The 15,217-nt window shown below is 31.1% G+C and carries 14 protein-coding genes; 7 read left to right on the top strand and 7 right to left on the bottom strand.

Going from position 1 to position 15,217, the window contains the following annotated elements; all coding sequences use genetic code 11:
- Nucleotides 1-59: 59 nt before the first annotated feature.
- Entirely contained in the window at nt 60-605 is a 546-nt protein-coding gene (locus tag KM029_RS07490) for a hypothetical protein (RefSeq protein ID WP_144072684.1), read from the bottom strand.
- Nucleotides 606-843: 238 nt separating this feature from the next.
- Between KM029_RS07490 and KM029_RS07485 the strand changes: the two genes are divergently transcribed.
- On the top strand, nt 844-1,200 hold the full coding sequence (locus KM029_RS07485) for a bleomycin resistance protein (protein WP_144072683.1): 357 nt from the start codon (nt 844-846) through the stop codon (nt 1,198-1,200).
- A gap of 76 nt (nt 1,201-1,276) precedes the next feature.
- Here the strand turns inward: KM029_RS07485 and KM029_RS07480 are convergent, their stop codons facing one another.
- Both KM029_RS07480 and KM029_RS07475 read right to left on the bottom strand, forming a co-directional pair.
- Complete coding sequence (locus KM029_RS07480) at nt 1,277-1,669, bottom strand: hypothetical protein (protein WP_144072682.1); 393 nt, start codon at nt 1,667-1,669, stop codon at nt 1,277-1,279.
- 1 nt (nt 1,670) lies between these two features.
- A complete protein-coding gene (locus tag KM029_RS07475) occupies nt 1,671-2,156 on the bottom strand; it encodes a thioredoxin family protein (RefSeq protein WP_144072681.1) in 486 nt (161 codons plus the stop codon).
- A 40-nt stretch (nt 2,157-2,196) separates the two neighbouring features.
- On the opposite strand from KM029_RS07475, the gene KM029_RS07470 reads away from it, so the two are divergent.
- Complete coding sequence (locus tag KM029_RS07470; RefSeq protein ID WP_184679424.1) at nt 2,197-2,424, top strand: YgjV family protein; 228 nt, start codon at nt 2,197-2,199, stop codon at nt 2,422-2,424.
- Here KM029_RS07470 and KM029_RS07465 read toward each other — a convergent pair.
- The gene (locus KM029_RS07465) at nt 2,414-3,862 is read right to left on the bottom strand and encodes an arginine deiminase family protein (RefSeq protein WP_144072680.1); all 1,449 of its coding nucleotides are present in this window, start codon (nt 3,860-3,862) and stop codon (nt 2,414-2,416) included. The genes KM029_RS07470 and KM029_RS07465 overlap by 11 nt on opposite strands.
- 577 nt (nt 3,863-4,439) lie before the next feature.
- On the opposite strand from KM029_RS07465, the gene pckA reads away from it, so the two are divergent.
- Nucleotides 4,440-6,050: a phosphoenolpyruvate carboxykinase (ATP) gene (pckA, locus tag KM029_RS07460; RefSeq protein ID WP_240050281.1), complete on the top strand. Its 1,611-nt coding sequence runs from the start codon at nt 4,440-4,442 to the stop codon at nt 6,048-6,050.
- Between the two features lie 581 nt (nt 6,051-6,631).
- Complete coding sequence (locus tag KM029_RS07455) at nt 6,632-7,915, top strand: porin (RefSeq protein WP_144072678.1); 1,284 nt, start codon at nt 6,632-6,634, stop codon at nt 7,913-7,915.
- Between the two features lie 82 nt (nt 7,916-7,997).
- Here the strand turns inward: KM029_RS07455 and KM029_RS07450 are convergent, their stop codons facing one another.
- The 3 genes from KM029_RS07450 to KM029_RS07440 form a co-directional block, all read right to left on the bottom strand.
- On the bottom strand, nt 7,998-8,570 hold the full coding sequence (locus tag KM029_RS07450) for a hypothetical protein (RefSeq protein WP_144072677.1): 573 nt from the start codon (nt 8,568-8,570) through the stop codon (nt 7,998-8,000).
- Between the two features lie 113 nt (nt 8,571-8,683).
- On the bottom strand, nt 8,684-12,253 hold the full coding sequence (locus KM029_RS07445; protein WP_184679423.1) for an ABC transporter permease/M1 family aminopeptidase: 3,570 nt from the start codon (nt 12,251-12,253) through the stop codon (nt 8,684-8,686).
- Nucleotides 12,254-12,266: 13 nt separating this feature from the next.
- Entirely contained in the window at nt 12,267-13,151 is an 885-nt protein-coding gene (locus KM029_RS07440; RefSeq protein ID WP_144072676.1) for an ABC transporter ATP-binding protein, read from the bottom strand.
- 210 nt (nt 13,152-13,361) lie between these two features.
- Between KM029_RS07440 and KM029_RS07435 the strand changes: the two genes are divergently transcribed.
- From KM029_RS07435 to KM029_RS07425, 3 genes are all read left to right on the top strand, one after another.
- Complete coding sequence (locus KM029_RS07435) at nt 13,362-14,318, top strand: aldo/keto reductase (protein WP_144072675.1); 957 nt, start codon at nt 13,362-13,364, stop codon at nt 14,316-14,318.
- A 221-nt stretch (nt 14,319-14,539) separates the two neighbouring features.
- Nucleotides 14,540-14,935: a hypothetical protein gene (locus tag KM029_RS07430; protein ID WP_144072674.1), complete on the top strand. Its 396-nt coding sequence runs from the start codon at nt 14,540-14,542 to the stop codon at nt 14,933-14,935.
- Between the two features lie 4 nt (nt 14,936-14,939).
- Nucleotides 14,940-15,188: a hypothetical protein gene (locus KM029_RS07425; RefSeq protein WP_144072673.1), complete on the top strand. Its 249-nt coding sequence runs from the start codon at nt 14,940-14,942 to the stop codon at nt 15,186-15,188.
- Nucleotides 15,189-15,217: the final 29 nt, after the last annotated feature.

Raw genomic sequence — 15,217 nt, 5'->3', positions numbered from 1 at the left:
TATCTATTATGTTTAATTTCGAACTAAACGTTTGATTTAATTAAGTATTTTATGATTTTTTAAAACCCAAAAACCAAATCAAGTGTCATTCCAAAGTTCGGTTTACGTGTTTCTATGTCAACACCTGGAGATAATGTAAAGCCAGTACTCCAATGTTTATCAACAGAATAAGCCATACCTGATTGGAAAATAATGCTTCCTTCCCAATCTTTAGAATGCGTAGCAACCTCTTCTACATGTGGTGCGGAAGAAGTAGAATGTTCGTCTTCTTTTTCAAAACCAAATGTAGAACCTAATCCTACAAATGTTCCAAATTTTGAGTGTCCTAATGGAATCTCTCTTACAAAACATCCAGCAAAATGGTGTCCCGTAAATTCTACTGTACCTTGGAACTTAGTTAAGTGAGCAAAGTATACAGAACTCGTGAATTCAAAGTGAGCAGCACTGTTATAAGAGACTTCTACTTCGAAGTGATTTTCATGATGCTCTCCTTCAATAACGCTTTTGTCATGTCCTTTTTTCTTATCTTCTCCTTCAACAGCAAGTGTATCGAAAGAAAGTAAGCAAAGGATTGATAGAAATGGATAAAAATATTTAGTTAACACTTTCTTGAATAAGTTAATTTGTTGTAGTTCACTTGTTTTGAAAAAGCAACTTATAAAAAAAAACTTAAAATTAAAGTGATAAAACCGTCAATTAACAGTTGTTTAAATAATTTAAATACTTGTATAATTTACAATTAATTTAACTTGTGTAGATTGTTATCTACTGTATCTTCAATTTTAAGTTCATTGTTATTAGTGAAATTTAGAGTTGGAAGACTTATTATAAAAAATATAAACTATGCTTAAAAGTAGTATTCCCAAATTACCAATGCGTGATAAAGAAAGTACAAAGTCATTCTATATAGATAAACTAGGATTTAAGGAATTAGGTACAATTGATTATCAAGGATACTTGATGATTGAGAAGGATCAAATTGAAATTCATTTTTTTGAATTTATAGAATTGGAACCAAAAGAGAATTATGGGCAAGTTTATATTAGGGTTGATGATATTGATGGTTTTTATCAATTATTAATAGACCAAAATACGCCTATTCATCCTAATGGATTATTAGAGATAAAACCTTGGGGACAAAAAGAATTTGCTATTTTAGATCCTGATAGTAACCTTTTGACTTTTGGTGAAAGTATATAAGAAATAAAAAACCTAACAACTAAATATTAATATAGTTGTTAGGTCTGAAACGATTTAATTTTATTCTAGAACACCTTTAATTATTAGGATCGAAAGTATCCCATAATTGTGGATGAGATATTGAATTGCTGTTTACAGTGAATGTCTGTTTAACACTAGCATAAGGAAATGTCTCTGGGTTTTTATAAGGTTCTATCGTACAAGTACCTCTATATTTAAATTCAATTTTACTTACCATTACTGTGTCACTTGCTCTTGTAAACAATTTTGTAGCCCCGTATATAGGAGGTTCCATAGGGTACCTATCAAGTACAGTTACTTTTGCCGTTAATGTATTACATCCATCCCAATTAAATTCCATATAACCGGTTTTTAGAGGGTATGATTCGATTGGTTGGCAAGCGTTGATAAAAATTGCTATTAAAAATAATAAAGTAAATGGCAGTAAAAACTGTAAAATTCTTTTCATACTATTTATAAGTGGCAGGGTTTACAGCGGTAGGAGTCCAGCCGTTAATAAATTGCATCACCTTATTTTTATCATAGCCTTTTCCACTTTCAAGATTGCCGGAATTTTGGATATGAATTACTTTACCACTACTATCTAAGATAACAAATACAGGAAAACCAAAGCGTTGAGGGTTTCCTAAGTATTCCATGGTTTCTTCATTTTTGTTTTCTTTACTCCAGTTTACAAGAACAGTAACGTAATTATCGTTCATCACTTTCATAATTTCCTCGTCTTGATGTGTAAATTTTGCATATAGCTTACACCAGCCACACCAATTACCACCAACCTTTACGAAAACATGTTTATTTGACTTTTTTGCTAAGGATACAGCTTCTTTAATAGCTGCTTTAGCATCAGCACTCGGATCATATACTTCAGTTTGTGAATATGCATTAATTGATATGAAAATACCGATAATTGAGATTAATAATTTTAAGTTTTTCATGTTTGTTATCTAAATTATAATTCTAACTAAATTTTAAGAAATGGAAATTAATACTGAATATATAGGCTACTTAGCATCGGCCCTTTTAATGATTTCATTCTCTCTTAAGAATGTAAATAAATTACGATTAGTAAATACATTAGGCTGTTTTACTTTCGTGTTATATGGCTATTTATTAGATGCTTGGCCTGTGGTTATATCAAATGGCTTTATTGCTATTGTAAATATTTTTTATCTACTGAAAGAATTGAAAGCCCCTAATAAATAGGGTCTCTCTTAATAGGCATACTCATACAATGTGATCCACCTCTGGCTCTAGATAATTCTGCAGATGGAAGCAAAATCAATGTGTCTTTAATATCAGCAGGTAATTTTTCTTCATTCTTAAACGCATTAAGAAGGTCTTCAGCTTTAATAATATCAATACCTTGCTTTTTAAAGCCCTCTGCAGTTTTATCGTTTCTATCGTAACCAATCACTACACCTTCTTTTAGTGCAAGTACATTACATGAGTCCGTCCATTGCTCTCGTCTACCAAATGGGAACTGATTATCACCAGAATAAATAAAACGAGTAGGGGTGGTAGAATGAAGGTCGTTAAGACTGATATCATTTAATAGATCTTCTAAGTAATCAAATTTAATAGGATTGTCATAACTCTGGCCTTTTACATATTGTAAAATTTCTAATTCGTTTTCACTTTTTTGCCCACCAAGTGAAGAAATGAAATCTCCTTTTTCTTTTTTAAGACCTTCTTTAGAGAAAGAACCAAACAATACCCATAAGTTTCTTTTTACTTGAGTAAAAGTAGTGTCAATATGCATGTAAGCTCTTTTTGCCGGAATTTTAACAATAGTTACTTTCTCCACAATATCTCTTCTGTGCATTTCATGTACAACTTTACTAGCAGCATGTATAGAAGTTCTCTCACTTACACCAACCAAGAGGTGATTAGGTGCAACAGTCATTACATCTCCGCCTTCTAGAGTGACTATTTTTTTATTCTGTTCTTCTTCATCTAACAAGAAGAAATCTTCAGGGTCAGTGATCTCAATAATTTTATCTGTGTAGTCTTTAAACATAGGATGATTAAAGAAGATGTACTTCATTAAAATCGATTCCCTTGTTCTAGCTTTCTTCTTCGGCTTATTCAGTAATATATGATCATTCACAGTAATACCAATATCCCTTGTAAAGATAAGGTTTGGTATAGGAGGGAAGATCATTCTTTTGTCAGGTAATATTCCAGAAATCATTGTTCGAGCCAATACAGAAGGTTCTAGCTCCATTAATTCATCTTGTAGTAGATACGATGTTCCTTCGTGAGCACAAACAGAAGCAATCATTCTTAATTTTAGATTGGAGTTTTCTAAAATTGAAGCTAATAATGCTTGCGGCTCTATTACTTTATCCGAATTAAAGTACTTCTTTTTATCTGGTTTATAGAAATGTCTTTCGGCACTTGGTTGATCTATTTGATGAATTTGAGAATGTATTTTTTCATAATCTAAAAAATATAACAAGATCTTAAGATATAAATCATATTCTTTTTTACGCATGGTTTCTAAATGAATAATATCTTCAAATAACCATTCTTGTGCCTTAGTAGGAATAACTTTACCAATACCCTCATCAGGACTATGAATTATTAATCTTCTAAGTGTACCTACTTCAGAACTTACGTTTATATCTAGATTACTATGCATTATATATATTTATGTTGATATGCCTTTTATGAATACACCTTCAATATCTACTATTTAAGGCATTCATTTAAATTTTTAAGAGAAATTATTTGTATCTGTCACTATTAAATCAAAATCACCTCCTAATAATGATATTTATTATTTAATAAGATTAAAAATTGACTTTTTTGAAGAGTATTGATTATTTTTCTATTTTTTCTTTTGTATTTATAAACGTAGTTTTTACATTTGAAGATCAATTCAAATTTTATAGTTAAATATTTAGTAAAAATATAGTCGTAATTTAAATATCTCAATAATTATTATTAATCAAATAAAAGTTAACTATTTGTATTTCAATGTTTTAATGTCCAAGCATTTAAAGTCATTGACTAATGGTGATATAGTTTTTAAAACTTGTTGACAAAAGTCATTTAGACACTTTTAAAATACACGTACTATTGTAACGTAATCAATGGCCAACAACACAACCAATAAACGGACATTAATTACTATTGAATTACTGTAGGGTACACTTGTATTTTATTGTATTATTCCAATAAACACATAATGTAAAAGCAATTAAAACAACACAATGATGACAGAAACACACAAATTAGCGGGTAAACTTTTATCACAATCAAAAAGAGTAAACAAAGATTTATCAGTTGCTGAGCTAGTAGCAGAAGCAATTAACAACGGTGAGGGTGTATTAAACTCGACAGGTGCTATCATGTGCGATACAGGTAAGTTCACTGGTCGTTCTCCTCAAGACCGTTTTATCGTAAAAGATGAGTACACTACCGACAAAGTATGGTGGGGTAACATCAATAAGCCATTTCCACAAGACAAATTCAACGGGTTAGCTAATAAGATGGTAGATTACTTATTAGACAACCAAAAATTATATGTAAATAATGTATACGCTGGAGCAGATCCTGCTTACCGTATTAAAGTAAGAGTTGTAACTCCTTTAGCATCTGTATCACACTTTGTGAACAACATGTTTATTGTACCAACAGCAGAAGAATTGGCTGTATTTGGAGAGCCTGACTATGTAGTTTTACAAGCTCCTGAATACAACGCTAATCCAGAAATTGATGGAACACGTCAGGGGAACTTCTCAATATTAAATTTTGGAGAAAAAGCCGCTTTAGTAGGTGGATCTCGTTACACTGGTGAAATTAAAAAAGGTATTTTCTCTGTACTTAACGCGTTATTAGTAGATCAAAACGTTCTACCAATGCACTGTTCTGCTAACGAAGGAGTAGATGGAGATTCTGCTGTATTCTTTGGCTTATCAGGTACTGGTAAAACAACTTTATCTGCAGATCCTAAGAGAAATCTAATTGGTGATGACGAACACGGTTGGTCAGATAATGGTATTTATAACTTTGAAGGTGGTTGTTATGCAAAAACAATTGACTTATCAAGAGAGAATGAGCCAGAAATTTGGGATGCTATTAAGTTTGGTGCAACATTAGAAAATACTCGTTTCTTCCCTGGAACTGCAGTAGTTGACTACGCAAACGTGACTGTAACAGAGAACACTCGTGTATCTTATCCAATCGATCATATCGAAAATGCTAAGATTCCATCTGTATCAGAAACTCACCCTCGTAATATTTTCTTCTTAACTTGTGATGCATACGGTGTATTACCGGCCATCTCTAAGTTAACTAAGGAGCAAGCAATGTATCACTTTATGTCTGGTTACACAGCAAAAGTAGCAGGTACTGAGGCTGGTATTACAGAGCCAACTCCTACATTCTCTGCTTGTTTTGGAGCTCCTTTCATGCCTCTTCATCCATCAGTTTATGCAATGAAACTAGGTGAAAAAATGACGGAGCATAACACTAATATTTGGTTAATCAATACAGGTTGGTCTAATGGCCCTTCTGATAAAGTTGGTAGAACTAAATTGAAGTATACTAGAGCAATGATTACAGCAGCTTTAGAAGGAAAGTTAGATAATGTTGAGTTTGTAGAACACCCAGTATTTGGTGTTCAAGTTCCAACTCAGGTTGAAGGTGTACCTACTGAAGCTTTAGATGCAAAAGCATCTTGGAAAGCAGGAGGTTTTGAAGGATACGATGAAACTGCTGCTAAATTAGCGAACAAGTTTGTTGAAAACTTCAAGAAATTTGAAGAAGGACTAGAAGACAAAGCGATCTTACAAGGTGCTCCTAGAGTAGAAGTAAAAGCATAATTAGTAGCTCTAATTATAGAATATAGACATCAGGTGGAGGTTATCATTAGTAAAATAATGATAACCTCTTTTTTTATGTATATGTAAGGTTATACACTTCTCATTAAGGATAATAAGCATAATTCTTAGTTTATAATTTATTCATGTTGAAGTCTAGTGTTTCATTAGTGTTTCGTTATTTGATTTAAACTTGAGTTTTCTTCATGTGTTAATTTTAAATTTACATTAAATAATAAAAATGATATATTATTTTAATCAAATGTTAATAATATATTATCTAAATATAAATACTCTTTAATTGTGGTTGATATAAATGTAATACAATATTTGTGTTTATATAACTAACTTGTGATTTAAGGTTTTTTTTATAAAAGATCTGCTGCTAATCCCTTACTTAAATAGATAAGTGCGTTCTTGGATTAAATACTCTTGTAACATTGATGTGTTATTTATAGATCAATGTGAATATAATTTATCTGTAATATTAACTCTATGTTAACTTATTATTTTGATGAAACTATTTTTTGATAAAACCTCTAACATTGCAAACATATTATCATATACGACTATATTTAATTAAAATGGAACGTACAGTTAGACTGTCAGTTAAACTATTATTAGTAACACTTTTATTTTCTGTAAGTGTGCATGCACAAGATAGTTTTGAAGAAATTAAAATAGATTCACTTGGATTTAAGCCTGAGCAAGATGGTGAGGGGTTAATACAAAAATCTTTACCTAAAAGTTGGACCGATAGAATTAAAGTAAGTGGTTATATTCAAGCGAGATATAATGGCTTATTCGAAACTAACCCCGATTTAGAAGTTCCACAAATGGATAAAAACTGGGGAGCTGATAAAGGTATCTCTCTCCGAAGAGTACGTTTAAAAGTAAGTGGTTGGCTACTTGACAATGTTTATGTGTATATGCAAGCAGATTTTGCAGGCTCGCCTACTTTAAGAGATGCTTATATGGATTTATATTTCGATCATCATAAATCTACTTGGTTAAGAGTTGGGCAGAGTAAAGTTCCTTTTGGCTTCGAAAATATGCAATCTTCTCAATTCCGTATCCCTCTAGATCGTACAGATGCTATAAACTCTGCTTTACCTAACGAACGTGATTTAATGGCAGTAATGTATCATACGCCTCAAAAGGTGAGAAAGATATATGAGTACATGAAAAGAAATAATTTAAAGCATAGTGGGAATTATGGTACGTTTGCTTTAGGTGCATATAACGGACAAGGTATAAACACATCAGATTTAAATGAAAATTTACATGTTGTAGCTAGAGCTTCATGGCCTTTTCAGTTTGCCAACGACCAAATAATGGAATTATCTATTCATGGTTATACAGGGCAATATGTTTTACCTAATACCTCTGAAGGATTAGAAGCAGAGATTACAAACGGTAATGGAGAGAAAGAAATTGTATATGCAGCAGGTCAAAATTTTGATGATGCTAGATTAGGAGCAACGTTTGTTTGGTATCCTCAGCCAATTGGTTTTCAGGCAGAATATAATTATGGTAAAGGACCTGAATATGATGTGCCAACCAATATGGTAAAAACTAAAGAGTTACATGGTGGTTATGCAATGTTGTACGCAAAAATAGATTATACGCATCATCAATTTTTCCCATTTGTTAGGTACATTTATTATGATGGAGGGAAGAAATTTGAATTAGATGCAAGAAGTTATAATGTAAATGATGTTGAGATAGGTGTAGAGTGGCAACCAAATAGAGCATTTGAATTTGTAGCAATGTATACAATCGCAAATAGAACTTATGTTGATTCTCAAAATCCTTATAACGATCAAGCTGGAAATTTACTAAGATTACAGATGCAAGTAAACTTCTAAATTAAAGCAATTAAGAAACAATAAAAAGGTGATTAATTAATAAAATTGATCACCTTTTTATATATAATTCGTAGTGCAAAAATTAGAATCTTTTACCAATTCCAATGCCTAGATTGAAGGCGTCATAAATTCCATGACCGCTACTTGTTTTAAGTTCATAACTAAACATAGGAGTAACATCCCAACCTACACCAGCAATAGGAAATTCTCTTTCTATATTGAGTTTAGCGACAAAGAAATTCTGATTTTTTTCAATTTCAACACCAGGGCCAACAGCCACTACCCATAAAGGAGCTACCTCAAAAATACCCATTACAGCACCAACATAGCTATATTCTCTTTCTAATTCTTCACCATCATGATTTTCAATAACATAATTGGTCAATTCAATATCATTAGAAATACCTACTGCAAATTTATGAGAGAACCAATATTCATAATCTAAACCAATTACAGGTATTATTACTGTTTGGTCTTTATTGTCGATTGCTTTCGGTACATAACCATGTGCCCAAATAAGAGCTATTCTATGGTGTTTTAATTTACCGTGAGCCTCTTCTCTTCCATGGACCTTTTTTGTACTATGCTCTTCTTCTTGAGCATAACTAGGAAGTGCAAAAAATAATAAAGAAAAGATTAGAGCTGTTATTTTCATGAAATTGAAATATAAAAAAGTGAATGATTACACTAAATTAGAGTAAAACATTCACTTTTTTCGTTATTAGATTATTCTCTCTTAGATAATCTCAATTATTCCCTTCAAATATTCTATTTGTCTATTTTTTTGATATTATCATCATAAACTCTTTCAATTAGTAGACGCTTAGGGTCAACTCCTGCTTTTACAGGTAATTGGTCTAAAGTAAATTCATAGACACCAGATTTTTGATCAATATTTATACGTTCTGTATGGAATAGTTCTTTTTCTTCGTTATCAGAGAAAAAACCAATATCTACCCACTCATTTAAAGGAGCGTCAGTTTCATTACCGATAGAATCTGCCTTAATTTTTCTTGCTTCAATTGTTAATTGAACTTTGTAAGTACTATCCTCAACTTCGGTTAAAGAAGTTTCTTTTAAGCGATAATCGTATAACGTAATTTCTTTAAACCAATCATCAATTAAGTAATTTAATGAATCTGGTACTCTAGTTGATAAATGTCTGAGGAAATCATTAGAAGTTGGATAAGGAGGTTCTTTATACCTAAACTCTTCTAAGAAGCTAGAAAGAGCAGCATTCACGCTGTCTTCTCCAATATAATCTTGCAAAGCATACAAAATTACGCTTCCTTTTCCGTAATGAATATATTGTTGATTTTCTACTTTATATAATGGTAGTTCTTTTTTAGTTTCTCCACTACGACCTCTTAAGTAAAGGTTTAAATCATACTTCAAAAACTCTTTCATTTTTATAGGAGTAGAAGTTTGTTTCATTACCATTAAAGCGGCATACTCAGAAAAGCTTTCCGTTAGCATAGTACCACCTTGAACATTAGCACCTACTTCTTGATGTGCCCACCATTGATGTGCCATTTCGTGAGCAATTACAGCATCAATTACATTATTTCCTTCTTCATCTTCTAGGTTTACAATAAAACCAAAAGCTTCAGAATAAGGCATGGTACCTGGAAATGCTTGAGCAAAAGTAGCATATCTTGGAAATTCTATCACACGAGCTTGTTTATGATAATAAGGCCCAAAGTTTTTAATGTAATAATCTAAAGATCTTTCTACAGCAGATAACATTTTGTCAATATTTACACTGTGTTGTGCGTCATAATAGATTTCAATATCTATCCCTTTCCATTTTTTTCTAGCTACTTCGAATCTCGCAGATGTAAATGATACGAATGCTTGAGAAACATGATCTACTTTATATGTAAAAAAGTTTCTATTATCTTTTTTCCATTCTTTCACTAATGAACCAGGAGCTATAGCAATTTGGTCTGATGAAGTAGAAATATTTGTTTCAATATTAACCCAATCAGATGTTCCATTGGTTAAGTAATTGATATCACATTCGGGACCACAATTATCATTTAAGGCAGGAACTCTTTCTTTTGGTGCTAAATCATATTCTTTTCTTTTGTATTTATCATTAAGTTCAGCATTTGCTACATAACCAAAATTTGGAAGTATATCTCCATTATTGATAAAGGTTCCATTTTCAATTATAGATGTATTCCCTCTACTGTTTTCAAAACCTTTTGTGATATAATTAGACTTAATAGTCATTTTTAAAATATCATTTGGTTGTAAACTTTTACTTAATGCGATCTTCTTAAAACCTGTTCGTTCATCATAAAAAACATCTTTTCCATTTGGAATAATAAATTCAGTATCCCATTTATCATTTAAGGTATAGAATAATGTATCTATGGCAACAGAAGTTTTATTTTGGAAAGTTAGGTTAGAAACAGTATAAACATTACGTTCTTTTGGAAAGATATTTACATTAAATACTACATCCGTAAGCTTAGGCTGAGGAACGTTTTCATATTGTTTAAATTCTTTCTCGTAATAAGCTCTATTCTCTTCTATTTGGTCACTAGTTTCGTAAGTATTTAATACTTGAGTATTGTAGTAAATAACACCTGCAATAATAGCCCAAATTACAGAAAAGAAAGACAGCGCTCCAATATAATTGACATCTAAATTTTTTGATGCGTTTTGAATTCTTTTCAATAAAGAAAGTTCTGTTCCTCTATTGTATAATAATCCTGCAATTAAGAGTAATAGAATACTGAAACTAAGCCAATATGCATTAAGCCATAAATTAGCAATTAAACCAGGTCCAAAGCTATTCATATCAGAATACTGAACATTAATAGAACTACCAAAAGATAACATTACAGAACTTACATCTAAAGCATTTAAAATGATATCTACTACAAATAAGAAAAGTACACAAACAGCATAACCAATGTATTTGTTATTTACCAATACATGAATTAATAGCATTAGACTGGAGGTAGTAATAAAACTAGGGAAAATTGTAATGAGGAAATCAATGATGTATACATCAATTTTAATATTTGTATATCCATTCAGTAACTGAAAAAGAATACCTATTAAAAGAAGAACAGTATATAATATTGTAAGTACATAGCCAATAGAAAATACCTTAGCTATTAATGAAGAGAACGTAGTATGTGGAGACGAATCTATTACTTCATTTAAATGTACTTCTCTATCTTGCCATATTAATTCTCCACTATAGAATACAATAATGATTATAATGAATAGCTGAGATGCTGCACTAATTGAATCCATTATTTTATAGGTCACAGGGTAGGATTGTAATCCAAAATATTCGTAACCTTGGTACAAATTCATACACAGCAATAAAACACTGAAAATAATTAATGTTTTGAATGTTGTACTTTTCCTTATTGTCTTCGAGTAGATAGAAATGAAACTTTTAAATTGAATCCAATCGGTATGTTGAGAAAACTTCGTAATAGAAGCTGGTTTTTGGAATTCTTTGGTAGATTTTTTTACTTTCTTTTCCTTTTTGACATTACTTTTTCCTTCTGCAAAACTAAAAGTAGAATATGAAACTGCAGTTACGATTAAACCAAGAACAACCCATATTAAACGGTTTAGACCTAAAATACTATAGAAACTAGGTACTAAAGTATTCTTTTCTAGAGCAGTATAGTACTTACTTTCAATAGCATAGACGTTAATGCCAAATACATCTACTAGTGCACCTATTTGTTCGTTTTCAATATCACTTGCTAATGTTAAAGAGGCTATGTAACCTATTATAATTATCATTGCACCAACAAACGATACAGTAGTGTTTTTAAATTTAGTAGCAAGAAAAAATATGATAGATCCAGAGAAAAACATATTAGGAATAATAACCATTATATAGCTATTTATAAAAGCATGTAAAGGCACAGGTCCCATACGTTCTGCATCAATCCAATCTAATGGAGGGGCTATAAATGTACCTAAAGTAATTCCTAAATAAATACCTATAAATGGTAAAGTAGATAAAAGTAATGCTCCTAGAAACCTACCGAAAAAGTAATCACGTTTTTTGATTGGTGTACTGAAGAGAATTTCGTTGAAATGATTACTATAATCTCTTAAAGCGGCATTATTAAAAAATGCAGTTGCTATTAAAAGGCCAAATATTGATAAGATAAATGAAAAAGTAAGTACGATATCTGAAGCATTACGCTTTACATTACCAATGGCCCCCCCAATAACTACACTATCTGTTGATACTGCTCCAAATGCCAATAATAACATCAGAAGCATAAATATATAAACCATAGGCTGCTTTAAAGCAGTCTTGACTTCTCGAGAGAAAAATTCTTTAAACATGATAAGTTAGTTTTTATTCAGAAAGGAAGTTTGCAGAAGTTTTAGCGAAAAATACATCTTCCAAATCTGGTTCAACTTGTGTAAAACCTTCAGCTGGAGAACTTGAACTTAAAACATGAATTACTGTTTTACCACTAACCATTTTGTTAGAAATAACCTTAAAATTATTCACATACTCGTCAATATCTTTTCTTGCAATTGTTTTTTGCCAAACAAGGCCATCTAGTTCACTAAGTACATTTTCAGGAGAACCTTTGTACATAATTTTACCTTGGTTCATAATTGCCATATCAGTACATAGTTCTCGAACATCTTCAACAATATGCGTTGATAATATAACAATTACATTTTCTCCAACATCAGCAAGTAAATTGTGAAAACGATTTCTTTCACCAGGATCTAACCCAGCTGTAGGCTCATCAACGATTATTAGTTTAGGATCTCCAATTAATGCTTGAGCAATGCCTATACGTTGCTTCATACCTCCAGAAAAACTTTTAACAGCCTTCTTTCTTTTTTCGTATAAATTTACTTTTTGAAGTAAGTAGTTTACAGTTTCAGTTCTTTCTTTTTTATTGGTTATTCCTTTTAAAATAGCCATATGATCTAGTAAATCTTCTGCGGTAATTTTGGGGTACACACCAAATTCTTGAGGTAAATAACCTAAAACCCTTCTTAATTGTTCTGGTTCATTAATAATGTCCGTTCCATTTAAAGTAATAGTACCATTGTCTGGTACTTGTAATGTTGCAAGCGTACGCATTAGTGATGATTTACCTGCACCATTAGGACCTAAAAGGCCAAACATTCCACTGTTAATTTCTAGTGATAAGTTATCAAGAGCTTTCACTCCATTAGGATAGGTTTTAGTTAGATTTTCGATGATTAAATTTGACATAGAGTTCTATATATTTAATAATAAAGTCTGTTGATAGATTTTTTGAGAGAAGTAAATATAATAAGGTTTTTGAATTACTGACAATCAATCAGTTATTTATTGGATCTAAATTAAGATTATTTAAATCTCTGAAATTAATCTTCAAGACTGTTTTTTTAACGGATGTATAATTGTATATTCATAGAAAAGCCACACGTAAAACTATTAATCATGAGCAGCAAATCTTTAAAATTAAATAACGGTAAAGAAATTCCAAGTATTGGTCTTGGAACTTGGAAATCTAAGCCAGGTGAAGTTTATGAAGCCGTAAAAAAAGCTATTCAGTTAGGATATAGACATATTGATTGTGCTTCTATTTATGGTAATGAACCAGAAGTAGGAAGTGCAATTAAAGAATGTATAGGTGAAGGAATTGTAAATAGAGAAGATTTATTTATCACTTCTAAGTTATGGAATGATGCACATTTAGCGGCAGATGTTCCTAAAGCATTAAATAAAACATTAGAAGATCTTAAATTAAATTATTTAGACCTTTATCTAATTCATTGGCCTGTTGCTTACAAACCGGGCATCACTTTTACACAAAAAAGAGAAGAGTTTCTTACTGCAGAAGAGGCTCCAATTTTAGAAACGTGGGGTGCTATGGAGAAGTTAGTTGATGAGGGTAAAGTGTTATCAATAGGAGTGTCGAATTTTAGTATCAGAAATTTAGAAACAATTCTTACTAATGCTAGAATCCAGCCTGTAATTAATCAGATAGAAATGCATCCGTTAAACCAGCAAAGAACAATGATGGAATATGCAGATGTACACAATATAATTTTAACAGCTTATTCTCCCTTAGGAACTAAAGATAGTTTGGCTGTAAAAGATGGAGTTCACCCTCCTGTTTTATTAGAGAATGAATTGCTTATTGAAATTGCTGAGAAACATAACGCTACACCAGCTCAAATAATGTTAGCATGGGCCAACCGTAGAGAAACTGTAGCGATCCCTAAATCTGTTCATGAAGAGAGATTAAAACAAAATTTAGATTCTTTATCTATTGCTTTAACTCCTTGGGATCTGAGAGAAATTTCTAGATTAAACGAGAAATATCGTTTCTCTGATGGAGATCCTTTTACATCTGGAGGAAGCCCTTATACGAAAGAATATCTTTGGGATTAACTTTTAAAGAATATTAATATTGAAAACCATAACTGTAAAAGGTTATGGTTTTTTTTGTTTTTAATGTGTTGATTTTTAAATGTTTGTGATTATCTGTGAATTTTATTTTCTCTTTTTTGTAAGAAAATCATCGTTATGTCTATTAACTAATCAAACAGTTTAAAGAAAAGTATTTGACGTCAACTTACTCTTCAGCTTTTAAATTACTTGATCTAACTATTATGAATATCTTACAAAATATCTCATCTGCATTTATTTATAATTCAAAAAAGTCTGAAATAGTTGATTCATCATTGGGTGTATTAGAATTTAGAGATTTAGTGAATACCATTGCTAAAAAGTACGGTTTACTTATTTACTCAAATGGTTTAACTTCTTATCGCTTGCTCTTTACAGGCTCTTCTTTTATTTTTTCATCAAAATATGAGAAATTGTTAGCAGCAAATACTTTTATTGATATTGAGCTATCGTATAACGGTCAGGTTAAAATTACATCTCAAGAAAAACTGATTTCTCCGTTGGCATCAGAAAGAAAGAATTTTGACCGTGTTATAGAAACTAGGTTAATTATTTTTATGTCATTTTTAAATACAGAACTAAAATCTCAAACTAACTAATACTATGAAAAGTGAATGGACAATAACATATCAAACCTCAGAAATCAAGGTTGTTAATACTTGGTTTAATGGAGAATTTCTGTTTGTGAATGATGAATTACAAGATCGTACATTCGGACTGTATCAGTCAGCTTTATCAGGACATTTAATCAACAGTAAAGGAGAAAGAGAAACGATTAAAATACGTCTTGGAGGAGCTTTCAAAATCCATTGCTATATTTTTATTGATGACAAATTTATATCGATGAAATAAGTAATTCAATAAGCATTATTCTAAAACCA

This window comes from Flammeovirga kamogawensis, from assembly GCF_018736065.1.
GTDB lineage: Bacteria > Bacteroidota > Bacteroidia > Cytophagales > Flammeovirgaceae > Flammeovirga > Flammeovirga kamogawensis.
Note: the sequence above shows the minus strand (reverse complement) of the source record. Positions and strands in the feature narration are given on the sequence as shown.